Source organism: Clavibacter sp. AC415, from assembly GCF_979252985.1.
In genome coordinates, this window is the sequence record NZ_CEEDAR010000018.1 from 66,879 (window position 1) to 87,821 (window position 20,943).

Sequence of the window (20,943 nt, forward strand, 5' to 3'; positions counted from 1 at the left end):
GCACCCGCACCCGCACCATCCGCACCCCCGCACGACCCGAACGGAGCGCGACCAGTGAGCGACACGGTCCGCGCGGTGCTCCTCCTGGAGTGCTACGTCACCGTCACCCTCCTGGCGCCGCTCCTCCTCGGACGGCTGCCGCTCGTGGCCCAGCGTCCCGTCGCGATGCTCGCCGCATGGCACGGGTTCCTCGCCACGGCGGTGCTCAGCCTCGGCGCGGGGCTCGGCCTCCTGATCCACCAGGGCATGTCGCTGCAGTCGGGGACGCGCCCGGCGGCGGTCGCGGACGTGCCCGCCGAGGCCACGCTCGCGGCCGTCCCGCCCGCGACGGCGCCCCTCGCCGCCGTCCCCCTCGCATACGTCGCGGCGGGGGTGCTCGGGGTGCTGCTCTTCCGCATCGTGGAGGAGGGCGGCCGGGTCGTGCGCGAGGCGCGGCGGCGGGCGGGCGAGGTCGCGACCCTGCTGCTCGCCTCGCGGCCCTACCGGGTCGCCGGCCGCGACGCGCGCCTCGTCGAGTCCGACGTGCCGCTCGCCGCGCTCTCCCCCGCCACCGGCGTGATCCTCCTCACCACCGAGGCCGCGCCCGCCTCGACGACGACGAGCTCGCCGCCGTCATCGAGCACGAGACCGCGCACCAGGAGCAGCGGCACGCGCTGGCGGTGCGCCTCGCCCAGGTCTCCCGTGCGATCCTGCCGGCGCTGCCCGCCAGCCAGCGCCTCGCCCTCTCCACGACCATCGCCATCGAGTTCATCGCCGACGACCACGCCGCCCGGGTCGCCGGCCCGGCGACGGTGGCGTCCGCGCTCCGGAAGCTGGATCCCGGGCGGCCTCTCCGTGCTCCGGGCCGACCGCATGGACCAGCCCCGCGGCGGGCACCCGGTCGCCCTGCGCCTGCTGTGCGCCGTCGCGTGCGCGCTCCCCGCGCTGCCGCTCGTCATCGTGCTGCTGCCGCCGGCGTGACCGCCGCGGGCGGCCCCGTCCCGCCCGCGCCTCCGGCCCGCCACGACCCGTGCGGTAGGGTCGCTCGAGAAGGGGAGTAGTCCCCCCGGCCCTCGGGCCGGACGGCGATGCGTCGACATGCTGGCCCCCGGGCCCGGTGCATCACCCGCCCCGCGGCACGCGGACGGCGGGCGGACGAGACCTTCGGCCAGACGAACGACAGGCGCACGCGCGCCGTCGCGTCGGCCGGAGACCCCGCGTCCCGGTCGTCGCCCGACCGGAGGACCCATGACCGCCATCCCCCCTGCCCGCACGCCCGATCCCACGCCCGCGCAGGTGCGCCGCTGGCGGCAGTACCTCGCCGACGAGCGCGCCGAGGCGGCCGTCTACCGCGACCTCGCCGGCCGGCGCACGGGCGAGGAACGCGAGATCCTGCTCGCCCTGGCCGAGGCGGAGGGCCGCCACGCCGATCACTGGATCGAGCTGCTCGGCGACCGCGTCGGCCGGCCCGTGCGCGGGGACGTCCGCACCCGCATCCTCGGCGTGCTCGCCCGCCGCTTCGGATCCGTGTTCGTGCTGGCCCTCGCCCAGCGCGCCGAGAGCCGGTCGCCGTACGCCGACGACGCGGACGCCACCGACGCCATGGCCGCCGACGAGCGCGTGCACGAGGAGGTCGTCCGCGGCCTCGCCACCCGCGGGCGCATGCGCCTGTCCGGCACCTTCCGCGCGGCCGTGTTCGGCGCCAACGACGGGCTCGTCAGCAACCTCGCGCTCGTGATCGGCATCACGGCCACGGGCGTCCCCAACGCGGTGATCCTCGCCACGGGCCTCGCCGGCCTCCTCGCCGGCGCGCTCTCGATGGGCGCGGGCGAGTTCGTGTCCGTGCGGTCCCAGCGCGAGCTGCTCGAGGCCTCGGCCCCGGGCGCGGGCACCCGCGAGGCCCTCCCCCACCTGGACGTGGACGCGAACGAGCTCGCGCTCGTCTACCGCGCCCGCGGCATGACCGAGGAGGAGGCGCTCGCGCACGCCGACGAGGTGCTGCGCGACCTCGCGGCCGAGACACGGCCCATCCCTGTGACCATCGGGGGCGTCGGGCCCGACGACGAGCACGAGAGCGTCGGCACGGCGTGGGGCGCGGCCCTGTCGAGCTTCTGCTTCTTCGCCTCGGGCGCCGTGATCCCGGTGCTGCCCTACCTGCTCGGCATGCAGGGCGTCGCCGCGCTCATCATCGCGTCGGTCCTCGTCGCGATCGCGCTGTCCATCACGGGCGCGGTCACGGGCCTCCTGTCCGGCGGGCCGCCGCTGAAGCGCGCGGCACGCCAGCTGCTCATCGGGTTCGGGGCCGCCGGGGCCACCTACCTGCTGGGGCTCCTCTTCGGCACGCAGGTCGGCTGATCCGCCCGGGGCCGCGGCGGGCCGGTACCGCCGCAGCCGATACGGTGGCGCATGGCTGACGGAGATGACCCCCGCCGTCGCGAGGACTCCCTCGCGACGCGCATGAGCGACGCGGTGGCGCGCACGAGCGAGCGGGAGGTCGCCCTGCGGGCGATGGGCCTGCTCGACGGCCTGTACGAGGGCGACGACTTCCTGCTGCTGGTCGGCGGGCGCCACGCCCGCGGGATCCTCAACGGCGCGCCTCCCCTGTACTGGCCCGAGGCCTGGGGCGCCCGCGCGCTCCTCTACGCGTGGACGCCGGAGGCCGCGAAGGTCGTCGAGAAGAACCTGACGAACCGCGCCTGGCGCGTGCGCGAGGCGTGCGCGAAGGTCGTCGCGACCCGGCAGCTCCCGCTGGTCCGCGCCCTGACGGTGCTCGTCACCGACGAGAACGCGCGCGTCCGCGGCGCCGCCCTGCGCGCCCTCGGCGCCGTCGGCTCCCCCGCCGACGAGGAGGTCATCCGCCGTGCCCTCACCGACCCGGACACGTCCGTCCGCGTCGCGGCGCACGACGGGCTCGAGGCCCTCGCGGCCCGCCACCCGTCGGTGCTCTCCGCCTCCGGTCGTCACGCGGCCGCCGCCGCCGAGGCGTCGGGATCCGCCGCCGCCGACGACTCCGCCCCCACCGACTCCGACGGCACCGACGCGGACGGAGCCGACCGCGCCTAGCGCTCCTCGCTCCCCCGGCTGCCGTCAGCGCTCCCCGCCGTGCGCGACGCATCCTCAGTGCGCCGCGGGCTCCGGGGCAGGGACGCGACGAAGCGGCGGACGAGGCCGGCGAAGACGTCGGGGCGTTCGATCTGGGGCATGTGGCCGCACCGGGAGATCAGCTCCAGGCGCGCGTCGGGCAGTTCGCGCGCGACGCCGCGGAGGTGCGTGGCGGGGAGGATCCGGTCGCGGTCGCCCTGCACACCGCGAGCACGGGGCAGGCCCGACGCGCGCACCGCCTCCACGAGCGGGCGGCGCCATCCGGAGCTGACGCCGCGGACCGTCCCGAGGTCGCGGGCCACCTCGAGCATCGTGGCCGCATGGGTGGGGACGGGCCGAGAGCGCGTGGGCGTGGCGCACGCGCTCGGCGGTGGTCAGGGCGGGGTCGTGGAAGACGCTGCGCGTGGAGCGCCGCGAGTTGCCGGGCGTGGGGGGCGGAGCACGAGGGTCGCGAGCGGATCGAAGGCCAGGAGCCGGAGCCCCACCGCGACCTCCCGGCCGAAGCCCGCGCTGTCGGCGAGGACGAGCGCCCGCACGCGCTCCGGGTGGCGGGTCGCGAGCGTCATCGCCACGGCGCCGCCGAGCGAGTTGCCGACCACGGTCACCCGGCCGCGCACGCCCGCGGCGTCGAGGTACGCGGGCAGGTAGCTGTCCGCCAGGGCGACGAGCGTGGAGGGCCCGTCGACGGGATCCGACCAGCCGAAGCCGGGCAGGTCCAGGCTGTGCAGCTCGTGCGCGTCGGAGAGGCGCGCGTGCTGCTGGTCCCAGTCCTCGAGGCTGCGGCCGATGCCGTGCAGGAGGAGGAGCGGATCCCCCGCGCCCGTCACGCGGTGCCGCACCAGCCGGTCGCCCACCCGCAGCATCGCGGTCCCCGGGGCTCCGAGCGGATCGAGGTCGTCGAGATCGGCCATGCCGCGACCCTATCCATCTCCTCACGTAGGGGATCCCTCGTGGGGGATCCCCGCGATGACGGAGGGAGGTGCGACGATGGAGGGGCTGCGCATCGCAGCGCCTTCCCCGTCGCCCGGAGCCACTGAGCCCCGCCCGACGTGCGGCGATCCACGCAGGTCGCCGATGAGAACCAAGGAGCGACACGGCATGACGATCTTCGAGCAGATGGAGTCCGAGGTCCGGAGCTACAGCCGCGGCTGGCCGGTCGTGCTCGACCGCGCCGTGGGCAGCGAGATGTTCACGGCCGACGGCGACCGCTACCTCGACTTCTTCGCGGGCGCCGGCGCGCTCAACTACGGGCACAACGAGCCGGCGCTCAAGCAGAAGCTGGTCGAGTACATCCTCCGCGACGGCGTCACGCACTCCCTCGACATGTTCACGGAGGCCCGCCGCGACTTCCTGCAGACCTTCCAGGACGTCATCCTCCAGCCGCGCGGTCTCGACTATCGCATCATGTTCCCCGGCCCGGGCGGCGCGAACGCGGTCGAGGCCGCGCTGAAGCGCGCCCGCGAGGTCACCGGCCGCACCACGATCGTGCACTTCACGAACTCGTTCCACGGCATGACCGAGGGCGCCCTCGCGGTCACCGGCAACGCGCTCAAGCGCGGCGGCGCCGGCCACCCGCTGCACCACGCCGTCGCCGTCCCGTTCGACGGCTACCTCGGCGGCGAGACCGACAGCCTCGCGTACTTCGCGAAGCTCCTCGACGACTCGGGCTCCGGCTTCGACAAGCCGGCGGGCGTCATCGTCGAGACCGTGCAGGGCGAGGGCGGCATCAACGTCGCGAGCGCCGAGTGGCTGCGCGCGCTCCGCGACCTCTGCACGCGCCACGGCATCGTGCTCATCGTCGACGACGTGCAGATGGGCTGCGGCCGCACGGGCGGGTTCTTCTTCAGCTTCGAGGAGTCCGGCATCGTCCCCGACATCGTCACGCTCTCCAAGTCCATCGGCGGCTACTGGCCTGCCCATGGCCCTCACGCTGCTGAAGCCGGTAGCTCGACCAGTGGAAGCCGGGCGAGCACAACGGCACCTTCCGCGGCATCGCGCCCGCGTTCCTCACGGGCGCCGAGGCGCTGCGGCGGTACTGGGCCGACGGCGAGCTCGAGGCGTCCACGCTCCGCAAGGGCGCGCGGATCCACGAAGGTCTTCACCGAGATCGCCGCGGAAGGCGGCCCCCGGCATGACGCTGAAGGTGCGCGGCCGCGGCCTCGCGCGCGGCATCGAGTTCCCCTCGGGCGACCTCGCCGGGGCCGTCTGCCGGGCGGCGTTCGAGCGCGGCATGCTCATGGAGACCAGCGGCGCCGGGCGGCACCGTCATGAAGGTGCTGCCCGCCCTCACCATCAGCGACGAGCAGATCGAGGAGGGCCTCGCCATCATCCTGGCGTCCGTCCGCGAGGTCCTCGGCGCCACGAGCGAGGAGCTCGCCGCCGACGAGGCGCCGTTGCCGGTGGCCGTCGGGAGCTGATCCGCTCCTCCTGCCCTCCTCGACGGCCCGATTCCGCACGTACGGTCACCGCCGTCGCTGCTATCGTCACTTACGTGCCTCAACTGTCGACAACGGCCTCCCTGGTGACAGGACGGCGACGATGATCGGCTGGCCTCAGCACGGGACACCGGGAGATGGCCTGGCAGAGCACGGGGCGGCGCGGTCCGCGAGAGGATCGCGTCTTCTCCAAGGTCACGGTCGCGCTCCCGCCCCGCTGCTGATGTCTCCGTGCCCTCTACCGCCTCCGCGCGACCTCCTGCGCGCACGGTACGAGACCGAGGAGCTCGAACGGGTCGCGGGCTGTCGAACCGCTCGCGGGCTTCCTCATCCGGACCGAGTCGGTCGCGTCGTCGCGCATCGAGCAGGTCGAGGCCAGCACGACGGCCTTCGCCCGTGCGCTCGGAGGCGTCCGGGAGAATCCGTCGGCGATGTCCATGGTCTCCGCGGGCCGCGCGATCACGGCCCTGATCGACGCATATGCGCGACCTCCATCCGCCTCGATGCGATCCTCGCGGCCCACGCGCTCCACGCACGACGAGCCTGGTGAGCGCGAGCACGCCGGGCGGCTGCGGGAGGTCCAGAACTGGATCGGTGGATCGCAGTACACGCCCCGCGGCGCGGTCTACGTGCCGCCGCCGCCGGAGCTCGTGCCGACCTGCTCCGACGACCTCCTGGCGTTCGCGAACCGGATGATGTCGATCCGATCGCCCAGGCCGCGATCGTGCATGCGCAGTTCGAGAGCATCCACCCGTTCACCGACGGGAACGGCCGCATCGGCCGGGCCCTCATCGGCGCAGTGCTCCGTCGACGGGGCATGACGCCGACCACGGTGCTCCCGGTCGCGTCGGGGTTGGCAGCCGACACCGACCACTACTTCGGATCGCTCACCGCGTACAGGTCCGGCGACGTCGCGGCGATCATCACCGACGTCGCCCTGTGCGTCGAGGTCGCCGCACGCGAGGCCCGAAGGGACGGCCCGGGCCTTCTTCACGTTCCCCGGAGCGTGGCGACGCGAGGTCGGCACGCGCGCCGGCAGCGCGACGGATCACGTGCTCGATGCGCTGGTCGGCTTGCCGGTGTTCACGGCCGAGCACCTGGCTGGACGCACCGGCACTCGGGGATCGCGCGGCGTACCGGGCGATCGAGCAGCTCGAGGGGTCGCGGATCATCACGGAGGTCACCGAGCGCAAGCGCGACCGCGTCTACGCCGTCACGGATGTCCTCGACGAGCTCGAGGACCTGGACGATCCGCATACGCTCGCGCATCACCCGGCTCCGCGACGCGGGCTGAACCGCACGCCGCGGCACCGACGCCGGGCGGTCAGCGGGTCGGAGGATGCCGTACCGGTGCTCGGGGCGGCCGGTGGATCCGTAGTTGAGCTGCACGTCCACGACGCGGTCGCGGGCGAGCGCGCCGAGGTAGCGCTGCGCGGTGGCGCGGGAGACGCCCACCCGCTCCGCGATCTCGGGAGCGCTGAGCTCCTCGTCGGACGCGGACAGGGCGTCGAGCACGGGCCTTGCTCGGTCGCCGGGCGCGCCTGCGCGGACGCCCGGCCGGGGCGCAGCGCCTGGATGGCACGGTCGATGCCCGCCTGGTCGAGCGGCCGGTCGGTGCGCGAGCCCGGCACGGAAGGCCGCATAGGCCGCGAGGCGCGCGGTCGAGCAGCTTTCCGCAGCACGAAGGGCTTCACGAGGTACGAGACGGCCCCGCCGCGGAGGGCGCGGCGGACGGTGGGCCGCGTCGTCGGCGGCGGTCGCGAGGATCACGTCGGGCTCGATGCGCCGCACCAGGTCGACGCCGCTTCCGTCCGGCAGGTACGCGTCGAGGAGCGCCAGGTCGGGGGCGCTCGGAGTCGAGCACGGCGAGCGCCGCGCGCACGCTGCTGGCGGTGCCGACGGGGCGGAACCCGGGAGCCTGGGCGATCGATCCCCTCGCGCAGGCGGGCGATGCGGAAGTCGTCGTCGACGACGGAGGACGGCGAGGTCGTCGGTCACGCGGGGGCTCCGTTGGGGTGCGGCACGGTCGGCGGTGGCGGTGGCGGTGTCGGTGTCGGTGTCGATGACGGCTCCCGGCGGATCCGCGTCGGGCCCGGCCCGCGACCACCCCCTGCAGCCGGGCGCAGAGCACCGCTCCGGCGTCGGCACCAGGTGGCGGGCCGCCGGGATCGGCGACCCACACGTCGCCGCCGTCGCGCCGGGCTGATGTCGCGCACGAGCGGCAGGCCGAAGCCGAGGCCGTGCGCGGGATCCGCACCCCCGCGGCCGTCCGCCCCGCCGCCTCCCGGCGCGCCGCCCGCCGCCGCGGCCTCGGCGGCCGCGCCCACGTCGTCGGCCCGTCGCTGCTGGAAGACGCGGCCCACGTCGGTATCCCGCGAGCCCGTCGCCGGAGTCGGAGACCGCGAGGTGCAGGTCGGCCCCGTCGTCGAGCGCCTCGACCTCCACCCACCGGTCCGTCCCGGGACCCGCGCACGGCCGCGTGCACGGCGTTGTCGACGAGGTTCCCGAGGACCGTGGTGACCTCCTCCGGCCGCACTAGGAAGCCGCGGACGAGCGTCCCCGGCCCGACGCGCAGGCTCACGCCCCGCTCCTCCGCCTCCATGGCCTTCGCCCCGAGGAACGCCTGCAGGTACGGTTCGTCGACGAGCCGCGCGTCCACCGTGGGGAACGCCACGGGGCCCTGCTCGAGCACGCCCTGCGCGAGGTAGCTGTCGGCCTCGTCGACGCGGCCCGTGGCGACGAGGCCGCGGACGACGTGGAGGCGGTTCGGCGAACTCGTGCCGCTGCACGCGGAGCGCGGTGGACATCGCCGTGACGGCCGTGAGGCGACGGCTCATCGCCTCGATGTCGGTCTCGTCTCGCAGCGCGACGACGGTGCCGAGGTCGCGGCCGTCGCGGTCCACGCGGGCGACGTCGACGAAGGGCCCGGCGGTCGCCGACGACGGCGCGGAGGGACGAGGATGCGGGCGGGCACCGGAACGGCGCCGGCCGCGGCTGCGGCTGCGTTCGCCGTCCGCGGGCCGGCTCCCGGCACCCGGCGTCGCCGTGCCGGCCCGGGCCCGCGCGACCGCCTCCCGCAGCACCGGCGCGACGCCGCTCAGGGCGTCCAGGAGCGTGCTGGCCGACCGGGTCCACGAGGGCCGAGGAGCGCGGCCGCCCGGGGGTTGCAGACGGTGACGCGGCCGTCGGGCCCGAGGCCGAGCGACGCACCTCGCCGACGCCGGAGAGCACGGCCGCCTGGTCCTGCACGAGGCCCGCCAGCTCGGGACGGCTGGAGGCCGAGGGTGAGGCGCGCGAGGCGCCGCGAGAGGATCCCGCTGGGGCGACCGCCCCCACGCCGAGCGCCAGGAGCGCGACCACCGCGATGGCGGCGACGTCGACGCCGATGGAGTCGCGGACGGTCGCCGCCGCGAAGCCCACGCTGACCTCGCCGACCACGCGGCCGCCGGCATCGCCCAGCGGCACCCGCATCGCCCGCGGCACCGGCCGCACCCGCCTCGTCGAGCGCCCGCACCGGCACCTTCGCCCGCGCGGACTCCCCAAGCGTCCCCGTGGCCCACGTCACCTCCTCGCGCCCGGCGAGCGCGACCGTCGGATCCGTGCTCACGAGCTTCCCGAGCTCGGCAGGGTCGGGGTGGGCGAGCCGCAGCCCCCGGTCGTCGGTCACCACCACGAAGAGGGCGCCGGTCGGGGCGCGCACCGCCTCGGCCGTCCGCTGCACGGGCCCGTCGGCGAGGTCGGCGGCGGTCGCCGTCGCGGGATCCACGGTCTCGGCGGTCACGGCGGCCCGCAGCGCGGGGTCCTCGGCGGCGGTCCGGGCGATGGCGAGCGCCGTCGCCTGCGCCTCCTGCCGGTTCTCGGAGGAGCTGAGCAGGCCGTACGCGACGGTCGCGATGCCCACGACGACCAGCACGACGAGCAGTTGGAGGACGAGAGCGTGCGGCGGGCGAAGTCGAGCCCTGCCCGTCGTCGCCCCGTCGCCCGATCCACCTGGTGAGCATAATGCGCAGAACCACGTTTTCGTGCACTATCGCGATGAAGCGGCACAAGCGCGACGAGACGCGGACACCGACCTAGCGTGTGGTGTTCAGCCGGGCGTCCCGCCCACCGACGAAGGAGTCACGCGTGCTGGTATTCCTGGGCTTCGCCATGGTCCTCACCTTCATGGCCCTCATCATGACCAAGCGGCTGACGCCCATGGTCGCCCTCATCCTCGTGCCGACGATCTTCGGCCTCTTCGCGGGAGCCGGCCTCGGCATCGGCGACATGGTCGTCGAGGCCCTCGGCGACCTGGCCCCCACGGCCGCCCTGCTGATGTTCGCCATCATCTACTTCGGCATCATGATCGACGTCGGTCTCTTCGACCCGCTGGTGCGCCTCATCCTCCGCGTCGCGGGCGGCGACCCCGCGAAGATCGTGCTCGGCACGGCCATCCTCGCGGCGGCGGTCTCGCTCGACGGCGACGGGTCGACCACCTTCATCGTCACCACCGCGGCCATGCTGCCCATCTACCGCAAGCTCGGCATGAGCCCCGTGGTGCTCACCTGCACGGCGGGCCTCGCGAACGGCACGCTCAACATCGTCCCGTGGGGCGGCCCGACCGTCCGCGCGGCGGCGGCGCTGAAGGTCTCCCCGACGGACATCTTCGTGCCGATGATCCCGTCGCTCCTGGTGGGCCTCGCGCTCGTCATGATCTTCGCCTGGACCATGGGCCTCCGCGAGCGCAGCCGCCTGGCGGCGCTCGGCGAGGCGCGGGCCGAGGGCGGGCTCGACGCGGCCGGCGGCTCGGGCGGCTCCACGGGCGGATCCGGCTGGTGGCGTGCCGGTCGCGGCGCCCCCGCGACCCCGCGCGGCGGCCTCATCACGCTGGCCCCGTCGCTCGTCCGCGCCGAGACGGCCGCGGTCTCCACCGTCGGCACCACCATGCTCGACCCGGACCGCGAGACGCTCCGCCCGCGCCTCATCTGGTTCAACCTGGGCCTCACGGTCGCGGTGCTCGTGCTGCTGATCATGGACCAGCTGCCCCTCGCCTACGTCTTCATGGTCGGCGCGGCCATCGCCCTCATCGTCAACTTCCGCGACCTGAAGGACCAGGGCCTGCGCATCGCGGCGCACGCGCCCAGCGTGGTCGGCGTGGTCTCGATGGTGCTCGCGGCGGGCGTCCTGATCGGCGTGCTCAACGGCACCGGCATGGTCACGGCGATGTCGGCCTGGCTCGTCACGATCATCCCCGACGCGCTCGGCCCGGGCCTCGCGGTCATCACGGGCGTGCTCAGCATCCCGATGACCTTCTTCATGAGCAACGACGCCTTCTACTACGGCATGCTCCCCGTGCTCGCCGAGAGCGCCGCCAACTACGGCATCGACCCGGTGGAGATGGCCCGCGCCTCCATCACCGGCCAGCCGGTGCACCTGCAGAGCCCGCTCGTGCCGGCGATCCTGCTGCTCGTGTCGCTCGCCGACGTGAACCTCGGCGACCACCACCGCAAGGTGCTGTGGCGCGCGGTGCTCGTCTCGCTGGTGATGCTCGCGGTGGGCGTGCTCACGGCGGCGATCCCCATCTGATCGACGGCGCTCCTCGCGGGAGCGCACGCACGGACGGACGCACGGACGCACGCACGCACGCACGGACGCACGCACGGACGCACGCACGGACGCACGCACGGAGGCCGGGCCGCTCGAGGGAGCGCCCGGCCTCCGTGCGTACGGGCAGCGGGCCAGACCGGGCGGCAGGGCTCGGATCCGGGCGGCGCCTAGGAGACGCGGCGCGCCACCTGGTAGCCGGCGTCGGCGTAGACGATCTCGTAGACCGTGCCCGCCTGCGTCGCCTCGCCGTACTGGTCGGCGTTCATGGCGCCCTGGCCGAGGCCGCCGCCCACCGTGTCGATCACGACGTACTGCGGGGCCGGGTTGCCCGGGTTGCCGAGCCAGAAGACCTCGTGGTCGTCGACGAGGTACGACATGAGCCCGATGTCGCTCAGCACGGTGGCGCCGGCGGGCACCTGGTCGAGCGCGGCCTGCGCCTGGGCGGCCCGCGGTGCCGGCTCCCAGATGCCGGGCCGCGCGAGCTCGGCCACGGGTGAGCGGACCAGGAGCGCGACCGCCGCCACCGCCATCACGGGCACGGCCGCGCGCGACGCGGCCCGCAGCCAGCTCTGGCGCCCCGCCCGCGCGCGGGCGACACCGTCGATCGCGGCGGCGAAGACGATCGGCATCAGCACGGCGTCGTAGTGGTACCCCGGCGCCCAGTACGACTCCGTCGGCGACAGGAAGCGCCAGGCGAGCGTCGGCACGACGAGGAGCAGCAGGGGCGAGCGCAGCGCGATGAGCGCGCCGGCGATGAGCAGGAGGGCGACGGTCTCGGCCTTCGGCGCGACGAAGAGCCCCGCGACCGTGCCGAGCGGATCCGCCAGGACGCTGCCCGCGTCGAGCTTGGCCGCGTAGTCCCAGCGCGCCTCGCGGTTGAAGGCCGGCAGGATCACGGTCGTCGCGAGCCCGAACCAGAGGACGCCCCAGCCGGCCAGCGCGATGCCGACGCGCCGGTCGAGCGTGAGCGCGAGGATCGCCCCGAGGACCGCGACCGTGAGGCCGAGGTCCTCCTTCACGAACACGAGCGGCGCCGCCCACAGCGCGGCGGCGAGGGCGCGCCGGGCCACGACGGCGTCGAGCGCGAAGGCCAGCAGCGGCAGGGCGAAGGCGATCTCGTGGTACTGGAACGCGACCGCCCCCTGGATCCCCCAGCTCAGCCCGTACGCGGCGGCGACCGTGATCGCGCCCCACCGCCCGACGACGCGTCCGGCCAGCCGGCCGACGCCCACGACCGAGATGCCGATGAGGACCGCCTGCACCACGAGCAGGGCGAACGCGTGCGGCCAGATGGCGTGGACGGGGCCGAGCAGCACGAGGATCGGGTGGAAGTGGTCGCCCATGAGGTTGAAGCCGTCGCCCTTGATGGAGACGATCGGCGCCTGGAGACGCGCGTAGTCCTGGGCGAGCTGGGTGAAGATGCCGAGGTCCCCACCGACTTCACCGGCGAAGCGGCGCCAGCTCGAGCGCGGAGTACAGCACGTAGACGGCGGTGACCAGCGCGGCGACGACCACGGAGCCGACCGTGCCGGGCGCGCGGGATCCCGCGAGGGGCGCCGACGCGGCGGCCTCGGCCCCCTGGCTCGACGGCATCGACGGCGGCAGCAGCGGCAGCGGCGTGGCGGCGGCGGGCCGGGGCAGTTCGGACGGGTCACGGAGGCAAGGGTCTCACGCGGGCCCCGGATCGAGCGGGTGCGCGCCCTGGCCCATCCGGTCAGCGACGCAGGGGACGGCTCAGCGGCGTGCGCCCCCGGTGCCCTCCTGACGCTCGCGCTCGGCGGCCATCGCGGCGCGGCCGGCGTCGCGGTTCTTCCACGCGGATCTGCTCCTCGCGGACCTCGGCCTGCGTTCGCCCGCTCCTGCACGAGCCACTGCGGCGGCGCCTCGAGGAGCGACTTGATCTGCGCGGTGGTGAGCGCCTCCGTCACGCCGCCGCGGGCGAGGCCGGCGATGGACACGCCGAGCTTGCCGGCGATGACCTGGCGCGGGTGCGGGCCGTCGCGCAGCAGCGCGGCCAGCCACTGGGGCGGGTTCTCGTTCATCTCGGCGAGGTCGGCGCGCGACGGGGTCGACTCCTGGAACTCGACCGGGGTGGCCGGGAGGTGCACGCCCAGCTTCTTCGCCGCGGTCGCGGCCTTCATCGTCTGGCTGGATCCGTTCCGCGTCGTCGTACGGACCCAGGCTACCGTCGGGGCCCGCGCGGCCTGCACTAGCCTGGATCGATCCCGCCGCCGCTTGCGCGCCACCCACCGAGCGGGCCATCGAGGGGACTCCCGTGGACGCCGACCCGACCGCCCTCCGCCACTTCGCCGCCGTGGCCGACGAGCTGCACTTCGCCCGCGCCGCGAAGGCCCTGAACGTGTCGCGGATCGCGGTGAGCCGGTCGGTCCTCGAGCTCGAGGCGCTGTGGGGCGTCGAGCTGTTCGTGCGCGACGACGGGCCCACGCGCCTCAGTCCCTGCGGGCGAGGAGCGGCTGATCGCCGCCCGCGCCGCGATCGCCGCCGACGACCGGCGCGTGACCGAGGAGGCCGCCGCGCCGCCGCGCGGGCTCGTGGTCGCCATCGTGCCGGGCGTCACCGTCGCGAAGTGGACCCGCGCCTGGGACGAGCGCGTCGCGGACGTGCCGCTGCGGGTCGTGCCGCTCGCGGGAGCCGGAAACGCGGCACCGGCGCTCGTGGACGGATCCGTCGACGTCGCCTTCCTCCGCCTCCCGGTCGACGGGCGCGGCCTCACGATAGTCCCGCTCTACGGCGAGGTGCAGGTGGCGCTCCTGCCGAAGGACCACGCGCACGCGCGGGCTGACGCCGTCGCGCTCACGGACCTCGCCGAGGACCTGCTGCTGCAGCCCGCCGAGACCGTGCCCGGGTGGCCGGGGCGCACGGCGGGCGGCGCGGATCCCGTCCCGCTGCCCGCGGACACCGCCGCGGCCGTCGAGCTGGTCGCCGCGGGCGTCGGCTTCGCGGTGGTGCCCCATGCGCTCGGCCGGCTGCACGCGCGCAAGGACGTCGTCGCGGTCCCGGTCCACGACCTGCCGGAGACGCGGATCGCCGTCGCCTGGCGGGAGGGCGACGCCTCCCCGGACATCGAGGAGCTCGTGGGCATCGTCCGCGGGCGCACGGCCGCGAGCTCCCGGTCCTCCCGCGACGACGACGAGCGCGACCGCCGGAAGCCCACCGCGGCGCAGAAGACCGCGCGCAAGGCCGCGGGGAAGCGGCCGGGCGCCGCGGGCGGGGCGAAGCCCGGCGCGAAGGGCGGCGCGGGCGCCAGGCGCACTCCCCCGCCGCGCGGCGGGCGTCGCGGGCGCTAGGCGCACGGCGGGCCGGGATCCCGTCCCGGGGCGGGCTCAGGACGTGCCGCCCTCCGCCTGCAGGTCCGCGACCACGCGGGCGACGTACGCGCCCCAGCGGGCGGGTACATGGAGGAGTAGCGGGACTCGCCGCCCTCGAAGTCCACAGGCCCCGCGTCCGGGAGCTTCACCGACACCGCCTGCGGGAACCGGCCGCAGACCTCGGCCTTGCGCTCGGAGAGGTGCATCGCGTGGTCGCGGAAGAGGCCGCGCACGAACGCGCCGGCCTCCACGTACTGCGACACCTGGGGCACGTCCGACACGAGCACGAGCGAGTTGTCGGCGGTCTGCTCCACGAGGTGGTCGAGGAGGTCCTCCAGCCGGTGGACCCACGGCGTGGTGCGCGCGAGCTCCAGTGCGTCCGCGACCCCGGGCATGACGACCACGACGTCGTAGCGGTGCAGCTCGGTGACCTGCCGCACGGCGTCCTGCGTGGCCGCCAGGTGCTGGTCGGCGAGCGGGACCGTGCGCCACTCGACGCCGCGCCCCGTGAGCTCGGCGAGGGACGTCGCCGTCCGGGCCGCTGACGCCGTCGGCGTGCGTGCGCAGCCCGACGCCGGATCCGCCGATGCCGCCGAGCGCCAGGATGCGGTCGGGATCGGGGCCCGGGACCACGCCGACGGGCGCGTCCGTCGGGACGGTGGCGGTCAGCGGGGTGGGGATGCCCCCGCGCAGGCTGGCGGCGACGAACGGGCGCACGGCCTGGTGGAGGATGCGGATCGGCGGGGTCATGGGCTCCTGGGGATCGAGGGGCGTGGATCCATCATGCGCCCCGGCACCCCCGTTGTCGGACGCCGAGCCTATCGTCGTCCCCGAGCGCGGCCGGGCGCTCGCCCCCGTCCCGACACCAGGAGCACCGATGTCCCGCGAGCCCGAGCCCCTCATCCACCACCCGCACGCCCGCTTCCACCAGGGCGCCTGGCGCGTGCAGGTCGCGTCCCAGCCCGTGCTCGGCTACGTCGTGCCCACCGTGCGCGCCGCCGGCGCCGAGCCCGTCTTCGAGGTGTACGCCGACGCGGTCGACGACTCCGGCCGCCGGGTCTGGGTGTCCACCGCCGTCACGCTGGAGGAGGCCGTCGCGTGGATGCGCGAGCACGACATGGAGCTGCTCTCCTTCGCGGGCGAGCACGCGCGTCGCCGCCGCCAGCTCATCGCGGGCATGATGCCGACGCACTACTGACGGCCCGCGGGTCAGGGGTTCGTGAGCCAGTACGCGATGAGCAGCATCGTCACCACGAAGCCGGAGAGGAAGTTGAGGCCGAGGAAGCGGCGCCAGCCCCGGTTGGCGGCCTCCGCGTCCTCGTCGCGGATCGACCAGAAGGGCGCCGTGCTGAGGATGTACGGGATCACGAGGACGGCCGCGATGACCCCCGGCAGCCCCGTGAAGAGCATCGCCACACCGGCCGCCGCGTAGGCGAGCACGGCGATCCGCACGGTGGCGGCCCCGCCGAGCACGGTCGCGATGGACGAGATGCCGCCCTCGCGGTCGGCCACGATGTCCTGCACCGCGCCGAACGCGTGCGACGCGACGCCCCACAGGAAGAACGCCGCGAGGATCGCCCACAGCGCGGGCGTGAACGCGCCACCCGCCAGCACGATGCCGTAGACGGCGGGCGAGGTGAAGTGCGTGCTCGAGGTGAGCGAGTCGAGGATCGGACGCTCCTTGAAGCGCAGGCCCTTGAGCGAGTACGCGACGACCGCGAAGACGCTCACCGCGAGCACCGCGATGCTCGCGGCGGAGCCCACGGCGACCAGGTACACGAGGAACGGCACGTTGGTGACGAGCACCGCGATGAGCACCGGCCGGTGCATCGCCCGCGCCAGGACCGCGCCCTCGACGCCGCCCTTCCGCGGGTTCCGCATGTCGGACTCGTAGTCGAAAACGTCGTTGATGCCGTACATCGCGAGGTTGTACGGGATGAGGAAGTACAGCGTGCCGAGGACCGCCGTGAGGTCGAGCTCGCGCGTGACCGTGAGGTACGCGGCCGCGAACGGGAACGCCGTGTTCACCCACGAGAGCGGGCGCGACGACAGCGCGATGGTGCGGAGCACCTCGGCGGCGCCCGGGCGCGCGCGCACGTCACCCATGGGCTTCGATCCCGGACACGCGGCGACGACGACGGAGGAGGTACCAGACGGCCGGCAGCAGCACGAGGGCGGCGATCGCGTAGGCGAAGTCCTCGATGGGGGCGTTGAGGAGGATGAGGCCGACGAGCGCGTCGGGGTCGTAGCCGACGAGGCCGACCTCGATCATGATGTTGTCGAAGACCAGCGTCATCGCGAGCAGGATCACGACCGGCATCCGGCGGTACCAGTAGTACTCGGGGTAGTCGAAGCGGCTCGACCCGTACGGCACGGCGGCGGCCTCGCGGAGGAGCAGGCGGCGGAACAGGAACCCGACGACCGCGACGGGCAGCAGGAACAGCAGGTCGAGCACGAGGTAGCTCATCGGTTCGCCCGCTCCCGGGCCCGGGCCACGTGGTGGTCCGCGAGGCGGCTGAACCCGTTGACGAGGTTCATCGTGAGGTAGCAGAGCAGCGTGAGGAAGAAGACCTCCTCGAGCGGCAGCTCCGGGCCGACGAGGATCCCGGTCATGAACGAGGTCTCCCCGCGGAAGAAGATGCCCTGCGAGATGCCGGCGATGTCCCACAGCAGGAAGAACGCGACGCCGATGGCCGTCGTGAGCGCCGCGGCCATCGGGTCCCGCCAGAAGAACAGGCGCCAGCGGCGGTCGATGAGCATCATGCAGCCGATGGTGAGGAGCAGCGCGGTGAGGTAGAGGAGGCCCATCACGCCACCGGGCGGCCGACCGTGGGCACGAGCGGCACCGCGCCCGGCCCGGTCGACGTGTCGCCGCGGAGGCGCTTCACGAGGATCTCCGCGCTGATGAGGCACATGGGCAGGCCGATGCCGGGGATCGTGGATCCGCCGGCGTAGTGCAGCCCGTCGACGCGCTTGCTGGTGTTGCCGGCGCGGAACATGGCCGACTGCGTGAGCGTGTGCGCGGGCCCGAGGATGGTGCCCTTCCACGAGTGCAGGTCGGCGGCGAAGTCGCCGGGGCCCGAGGTGCGGCGGAGCACGATGCGCTCGGCGAGGTCGGGGATGCCGGCCCAGTCGGAGATCTGCTGGATGGCGCGGTCGGCGATCTCCTCGACGCGCGCGTCGCCGGCGCCGTCGATGCCGCCGCGGCCGATGGACGGGTCGGCGGGGATGGGCACGAGGATGAAGACGTTCTCGTGGCCCTCCGGCGCGACCGAGCCGTCGGTGGCGCTGGGCTTGCAGACGTAGATGCTCGCGGGATCCGGCACCGAGGTCGTGCCGCCCTTGGGCGGGAAGATGCGGGAGAAGTTCTCGTCCCAGTCCTCCGTGAACAGCAGCGTGTGGTGGTGCAGCTCGGGCAGCGCGCCGCGGACGCCCAGGTACACGAGCACCGCGCCGGGCCCGGCGGTGCCCTTGTCCCAGTACGACTGCGGGTAGGTGCGGAACGCCTCGGGGACGAGCTGGGTCTCGGTGTGGTGCAGGTCGGCGGTGGAGACGACCACGTCGGCCTCGAGCGTCTCGGTGCCCGCGTCGGTGGTGATCTGCACGCCGCGCGCCCGCGCCCGCCCGGCCGTCGTCGGCTCGGTGACGATGCGCGAGACGGGCGACGAGGTGCGGATCTCCACGCCCTCCGCGCGGGCCAGCCGCTCGATGGCCTCGATGACCGTGATGAGGCCGCCCTGCGGGTACAGCACGCCGTCCTCGAGGTCGAGGTGGCTCATCAGGTGGTACATGCTCGGCGCGAGCTTCGGCGAGGAGCCGAGGAAGACGGCCGGGTAGCCGAGGATCTGGCGGAGGCGGCGGTCCTGCACGTAGCGGGCCACGTGCGTCTCGAGCGGGGTGAGCAGCAGCTTCGCGAGCGTGCCCGTGCGGGTGACGACGTCGCGCCTCAGCAGCGGCCGGTAGTCGGCGAAGGTCGTGTAGAGGAAGCGCTTCTTGGCGACCTCGTAGACGTCCTTCGCGGAGTCGAGGTAGCGGGTCATGGCGGGGCGGGACCCGGGCTCGACCGACTCGAACAGGTCGAGGTTCGCCTCGCGGGAGTCGCGGATGTCGATGGGGTCCGGGTCGCCCTCGAAGAGCACCCGGTACCCGGGGAGACGCACCAGGTCGAGCTGCTCGGCGGCGCTCGACCCCATGAGCTGGAAGAAGTGGTCGAACACCTCGGGCATGAGGTACCAGCTGGGGCCGAGGTCGAAGCGGAAGCCGTCCCTCTCCCACGACCCGGCGCGGCCGCCGACGTCGTCGCGGCCCTCGACGAGGGTGACGCGGTACCCGTCGCGGGCGAGGAGCGCGGCGGAGGCGAGGCCGGCGATCCCGCCGCCGATCACGATGGCGGTGGGTGCGGTCATGGCGCTCTCCTGCTGCTCGGGGTCGGACGGGGCGGGGACGGGGCGCGCGGCGCGGGGGCCGCGGGGCCCGCGGGCACGGCGGACGAGGCGGCCGTCGAGGCCGGAGGGCTCCGCGCCCGTGGCGGCGGCGAGCGCGATGCGGGCCTTCACGGGATCCGGCACCCGCACGCGCGTGCGCGCCAGCTCGGCCGCGGGGGTCGCCCGGAGGCGCACGGCGAGCTCCGCGAAGAGGCCCTGCGCGAGCGCGACGGCGCGTCGGCTGGAGGCGGGCAGGTCGGGGATGACGGCGCCGGACATGCGGAGGTCCTGGTCGATGTCGTCGAGGATCCGCTCCTTGTCGGCCTCGGAGAAGGTCGCGACGTCGACGCCGGGGAAGTAGCTGCGGCCGAGCGCGCCGTGGTCGGCGGCGAGGTCCCGGAGGAAGTTGACCTTCTGGAACGCGGCGCCGAGCCGCTTGGCGCCCTCCTCGAACCGGATGCGCTCGGGACGCGTGGTGGCGTGGCCGACGAGGAACGCCCGCAGGCACATGAGGCCGACGACCTCGGCGGATCCGTAGACGTACTCGACGAAGGAGGCGGGCGTGTGCTCCATGCGGCGCAGGTCCATGCGCATGGACGCGAAGAACGGTGCCGTCAGCTCGGCGCCGAAGCCGGACCGGCGGGCGGTGATCGCGAAGGCGTGCACGACGAGGTTCGCGCTGTAGCCGCGCAGCATCGCGTCCTCGGTCTCCTGCTCGAGGGCGTCGAGCAGGGCCTCGACGTGCGCGGGATCCACGCCCGCGCCGGCCGCCGCGCCGTCGACGATCTCGTCGGCCACGCGCACGAGCGCGTACACGTTCTCGATGTGCTGCCGCACGTCCGCGCCGAGGAGGCGCGACGCGAGCCCGAAGGAGGTGGAGTAGCGGCGGATGACGACGGAGGCCGTCTCCTGCGCGACGCGGTCGTACTTCTCGAGGCCGGTGGGCGCCTCGGGGGCAGGGCCGCGACGGCCCGGGCGGCGAGCCGTCATCGGATGCGCCCGAGCACGGACTCCGCGACGGGCGCGAGCTCCCGGCGGAGGGCCTCCGGCACGACCGGGTCCTCGAGGCGCGCGCAGGCGGCGACGGCGAGGTCGCGCGCGACGCCCTCGGCGTAGGCGCGGGCGCCGGAGCTCTCCAGCACCGAGCGGACGAGCGCCGCCTCCCCGCGGGAGAGGTCGTCCTTGCCGACGAGCGAGCTGATCTCCTTCCACTCCGAGGAGCGGACGGCGTGGGCGATGAGGACGGTGCGCTTGCCCTCGCGGAGGTCGCCGAGGTTCGTCTTGCCGGTCTCCTCCTCGTCGCCGAAGACGCCGAGGACGTCGTCGACCACCTGGTAGGCGATGCCGATGTCACGGCCGAAGTCGCCGAGCGCGGTCACCACCTCGGGGCGCGCGCCCGCGAGCACGGCGCCGGCCTGGAGCGGCGCCTCGAAGGAGTAGACGGCGGTCTTCAGGCGCTCCATGCGGAGGATCTCCTCGACGCTCGGCACCTCCGCGGTGAGCGAGAACTCGACGTCGATGAGCTCGCCCGCGGCCGACGCGAACACGGCGTCGTCGAGGATCTCGAGCAGGTGCGAGCGCGTGAGGTCCCGCACGCCGCTCGCGTCGATGAGGCGGTAGGCGTTGACGAGCGCGAGGTCGCCGGCGATGACGGCGGCCGACATGCCGCGGTGCTCGGCCAGCGGCTGGGGCAGGCCCTGCGTGGTCGCGATGTCGCGGTAGGAGCCGGAGACGTTGGGGCCGCCGCGGCGGGTGAAGTCGCGGTCGATGACGTCGTCGTGCACGATGAGCGCGGTGTGCAGCATCTCGAACGCGGCGCCGACGTGGGCCGCGGCCTGCACGTCCTGGCCGCCGAGGCCGTCGTACGCGGCCATCACCATGCGCGGGCGGAAGCGCTTGCCGCCGGCCGTGTTGGACTCGAGCGTGCGCCACAGCTTCACGTACTCGTCGCCCATGACCTCGGCGCGGACGAGCGACCGTGCGAAGAACGCGTCGAGGACGCCGTTCACGTGGGCCTGCCTCGATGTGGAGACGGCAGCGAGGTTGGTGGCGTCCACGGATGAAACCTAACATCGAGGGGGTAACGGA

General features: G+C 74.5%; 20 protein-coding genes and 3 pseudogenes. 10 read left to right on the plus strand and 13 right to left on the minus strand.

Features of this window, described 5'->3' with window-relative positions; all coding sequences use genetic code 11:
• Positions 1–54: 54 nt before the first annotated feature.
• The 3 genes from ACZ411_RS11250 (at position 55) to ACZ411_RS11260 (ending at position 3,042) form a co-directional block, all read left to right on the plus strand.
• Positions 55–960 (plus strand): M56 family metallopeptidase, encoded by a 906-nt coding sequence (locus ACZ411_RS11250; RefSeq protein ID WP_464170655.1) that lies wholly within the window; start codon positions 55–57, stop codon positions 958–960.
• A gap of 267 nt (positions 961–1,227) precedes the next feature.
• A complete protein-coding gene (locus tag ACZ411_RS11255) occupies positions 1,228–2,334 on the plus strand; it encodes a VIT1/CCC1 transporter family protein (protein WP_464170657.1) in 1,107 nt (368 codons plus the stop codon).
• 51 nt (positions 2,335–2,385) lie between these two features.
• Entirely contained in the window at positions 2,386–3,042 is a 657-nt protein-coding gene (locus ACZ411_RS11260; RefSeq protein WP_464170659.1) for a HEAT repeat domain-containing protein, read from the plus strand.
• On the opposite strand, the gene ACZ411_RS11265 is transcribed toward ACZ411_RS11260, so the two are convergent.
• Positions 3,039–3,383: an alpha/beta fold hydrolase gene (locus ACZ411_RS11265; protein ID WP_464170661.1), complete on the minus strand. Its 345-nt coding sequence runs from the start codon at positions 3,381–3,383 to the stop codon at positions 3,039–3,041. The two genes, ACZ411_RS11260 and ACZ411_RS11265, sit on opposite strands and share 4 nt — an antisense overlap.
• Before the next feature lie 72 nt (positions 3,384–3,455).
• On the minus strand, positions 3,456–3,992 hold the full coding sequence (locus ACZ411_RS11270) for an alpha/beta fold hydrolase (protein WP_464170663.1): 537 nt from the start codon (positions 3,990–3,992) through the stop codon (positions 3,456–3,458).
• A 187-nt stretch (positions 3,993–4,179) separates the two neighbouring features.
• Between ACZ411_RS11270 and ACZ411_RS11275 the strand changes: the two genes are divergently transcribed.
• The 3 genes and pseudogenes from ACZ411_RS11275 to ACZ411_RS11285 form a co-directional block, all read left to right on the plus strand.
• A complete protein-coding gene (locus ACZ411_RS11275) occupies positions 4,180–5,352 on the plus strand; it encodes a diaminobutyrate--2-oxoglutarate transaminase (protein WP_464170665.1) in 1,173 nt (390 codons plus the stop codon).
• Positions 5,349–5,498 carry a hypothetical protein gene (locus ACZ411_RS11280; RefSeq protein ID WP_464170666.1) on the plus strand — a complete coding sequence of 50 codons (150 nt, stop codon included), beginning with the start codon at positions 5,349–5,351 and terminating at the stop codon, positions 5,496–5,498. The genes ACZ411_RS11275 and ACZ411_RS11280 overlap by 4 nt, the downstream gene beginning before the upstream one ends.
• 676 nt (positions 5,499–6,174) lie before the next feature.
• Positions 6,175–6,303 (plus strand): annotated as a pseudogene (locus tag ACZ411_RS11285) (Fic family protein); the annotation flags it as partial.
• A gap of 296 nt (positions 6,304–6,599) precedes the next feature.
• Here ACZ411_RS11285 and ACZ411_RS11290 read toward each other — a convergent pair.
• The 3 genes from ACZ411_RS11290 to ACZ411_RS11300 all read right to left on the minus strand — a co-directional run bounded on the left by ACZ411_RS11290 (position 6,600) and on the right by ACZ411_RS11300 (position 9,429).
• Positions 6,600–7,031: a helix-turn-helix domain-containing protein gene (locus ACZ411_RS11290; protein WP_464170668.1), complete on the minus strand. Its 432-nt coding sequence runs from the start codon at positions 7,029–7,031 to the stop codon at positions 6,600–6,602.
• Between the two features lie 175 nt (positions 7,032–7,206).
• Positions 7,207–8,208 carry a hypothetical protein gene (locus tag ACZ411_RS11295; protein WP_464170670.1) on the minus strand — a complete coding sequence of 334 codons (1,002 nt, stop codon included), beginning with the start codon at positions 8,206–8,208 and terminating at the stop codon, positions 7,207–7,209.
• A gap of 405 nt (positions 8,209–8,613) precedes the next feature.
• Complete coding sequence (locus ACZ411_RS11300) at positions 8,614–9,429, minus strand: hypothetical protein (protein ID WP_464170672.1); 816 nt, start codon at positions 9,427–9,429, stop codon at positions 8,614–8,616.
• Between the two features lie 236 nt (positions 9,430–9,665).
• Here ACZ411_RS11300 and ACZ411_RS11305 point away from each other — a divergent pair, with 236 nt between their 5' ends.
• Entirely contained in the window at positions 9,666–11,081 is a 1,416-nt protein-coding gene (locus ACZ411_RS11305; protein ID WP_258070253.1) for a CitMHS family transporter, read from the plus strand.
• A 188-nt stretch (positions 11,082–11,269) separates the two neighbouring features.
• Here the strand turns inward: ACZ411_RS11305 and ACZ411_RS11310 are convergent, their stop codons facing one another.
• The gene (locus tag ACZ411_RS11310; protein WP_464170674.1) at positions 11,270–12,757 is read right to left on the minus strand and encodes a DUF2079 domain-containing protein; all 1,488 of its coding nucleotides are present in this window, start codon (positions 12,755–12,757) and stop codon (positions 11,270–11,272) included.
• Positions 12,758–12,816: 59 nt separating this feature from the next.
• Positions 12,817–13,243: pseudogene (locus ACZ411_RS11315) on the minus strand (DUF5997 family protein).
• A gap of 173 nt (positions 13,244–13,416) precedes the next feature.
• Between ACZ411_RS11315 and ACZ411_RS11320 the strand changes: the two are divergent.
• Positions 13,417–13,509, plus strand: a pseudogene (locus ACZ411_RS11320) (helix-turn-helix domain-containing protein); the annotation flags it as partial.
• A 109-nt stretch (positions 13,510–13,618) separates the two neighbouring features.
• On the plus strand, positions 13,619–14,410 hold the full coding sequence (locus ACZ411_RS11325; protein ID WP_464170676.1) for a LysR substrate-binding domain-containing protein: 792 nt from the start codon (positions 13,619–13,621) through the stop codon (positions 14,408–14,410).
• Here the strand turns inward: ACZ411_RS11325 and ACZ411_RS11330 are convergent.
• Positions 14,407–14,871: an SGNH/GDSL hydrolase family protein gene (locus tag ACZ411_RS11330; protein WP_464170678.1), complete on the minus strand. Its 465-nt coding sequence runs from the start codon at positions 14,869–14,871 to the stop codon at positions 14,407–14,409. The two genes, ACZ411_RS11325 and ACZ411_RS11330, sit on opposite strands and share 4 nt — an antisense overlap.
• Before the next feature lie 437 nt (positions 14,872–15,308).
• On the opposite strand from ACZ411_RS11330, the gene ACZ411_RS11335 reads away from it, so the two are divergent.
• A complete protein-coding gene (locus ACZ411_RS11335; RefSeq protein WP_464170680.1) occupies positions 15,309–15,629 on the plus strand; it encodes a hypothetical protein in 321 nt (106 codons plus the stop codon).
• 11 nt (positions 15,630–15,640) lie between these two features.
• On the opposite strand, the gene ACZ411_RS11340 is transcribed toward ACZ411_RS11335, so the two are convergent.
• From ACZ411_RS11340 to ACZ411_RS11360, 5 genes are read right to left on the minus strand one after another with little or no spacing between them, the layout of a single operon-like run.
• Complete coding sequence (locus tag ACZ411_RS11340) at positions 15,641–16,537, minus strand: prenyltransferase (RefSeq protein WP_094116770.1); 897 nt, start codon at positions 16,535–16,537, stop codon at positions 15,641–15,643.
• Positions 16,530–16,898 (minus strand): lycopene cyclase domain-containing protein, encoded by a 369-nt coding sequence (locus ACZ411_RS11345; RefSeq protein WP_094116771.1) that lies wholly within the window; start codon positions 16,896–16,898, stop codon positions 16,530–16,532. Before ACZ411_RS11345 ends, ACZ411_RS11340 begins: the two co-directional genes overlap by 8 nt.
• Complete coding sequence (locus tag ACZ411_RS11350) at positions 16,895–17,239, minus strand: lycopene cyclase domain-containing protein (RefSeq protein WP_104289431.1); 345 nt, start codon at positions 17,237–17,239, stop codon at positions 16,895–16,897. Before ACZ411_RS11350 ends, ACZ411_RS11345 begins: the two co-directional genes overlap by 4 nt.
• A complete protein-coding gene (gene crtI, locus ACZ411_RS11355) occupies positions 17,239–19,845 on the minus strand; it encodes a phytoene desaturase family protein (RefSeq protein WP_464170683.1) in 2,607 nt (868 codons plus the stop codon). The genes ACZ411_RS11350 and crtI overlap by 1 nt, the downstream gene beginning before the upstream one ends.
• Positions 19,842–20,912, minus strand: a complete 1,071-nt coding sequence (locus ACZ411_RS11360) for a polyprenyl synthetase family protein (protein WP_258070248.1) — start codon at positions 20,910–20,912, stop codon at positions 19,842–19,844. Before ACZ411_RS11360 ends, crtI begins: the two co-directional genes overlap by 4 nt.
• Between the last annotated feature and the right edge of the window lie 31 nt (positions 20,913–20,943).

Excerpts from the sequence above, each read along its gene's own strand:
- ACZ411_RS11350 (WP_104289431.1), bottom strand. The coding sequence starts at position 17,239 with ATGGGCCTCCTCTACCTCACCGCGCTGCTCCTCACCATCGGCTGCATG.
- ACZ411_RS11345 (WP_094116771.1), bottom strand. The coding sequence starts at position 16,898 with ATGAGCTACCTCGTGCTCGACCTGCTGTTCCTGCTGCCCGTCGCGGTC.
- ACZ411_RS11280 (WP_464170666.1), top strand. The coding sequence starts at position 5,349 with ATGAAGGTGCTGCCCGCCCTCACCATCAGCGACGAGCAGATCGAGGAG.
- ACZ411_RS11260 (WP_464170659.1), top strand. The coding sequence starts at position 2,386 with ATGGCTGACGGAGATGACCCCCGCCGTCGCGAGGACTCCCTCGCGACG.
- ACZ411_RS11340 (WP_094116770.1), bottom strand. The coding sequence starts at position 16,537 with ATGGGTGACGTGCGCGCGCGCCCGGGCGCCGCCGAGGTGCTCCGCACC.
- ACZ411_RS11335 (WP_464170680.1), top strand. The coding sequence starts at position 15,309 with ATGTCCCGCGAGCCCGAGCCCCTCATCCACCACCCGCACGCCCGCTTC.
- ACZ411_RS11255 (WP_464170657.1), top strand. The coding sequence starts at position 1,228 with ATGACCGCCATCCCCCCTGCCCGCACGCCCGATCCCACGCCCGCGCAG.
- ACZ411_RS11305 (WP_258070253.1), top strand. The coding sequence starts at position 9,666 with ATGGTCCTCACCTTCATGGCCCTCATCATGACCAAGCGGCTGACGCCC.
- ACZ411_RS11275 (WP_464170665.1), top strand. The coding sequence starts at position 4,180 with ATGACGATCTTCGAGCAGATGGAGTCCGAGGTCCGGAGCTACAGCCGC.
- ACZ411_RS11270 (WP_464170663.1), bottom strand. The coding sequence starts at position 3,992 with ATGGCCGATCTCGACGACCTCGATCCGCTCGGAGCCCCGGGGACCGCG.
- crtI (WP_464170683.1), bottom strand. The coding sequence starts at position 19,845 with ATGACGGCTCGCCGCCCGGGCCGTCGCGGCCCTGCCCCCGAGGCGCCC.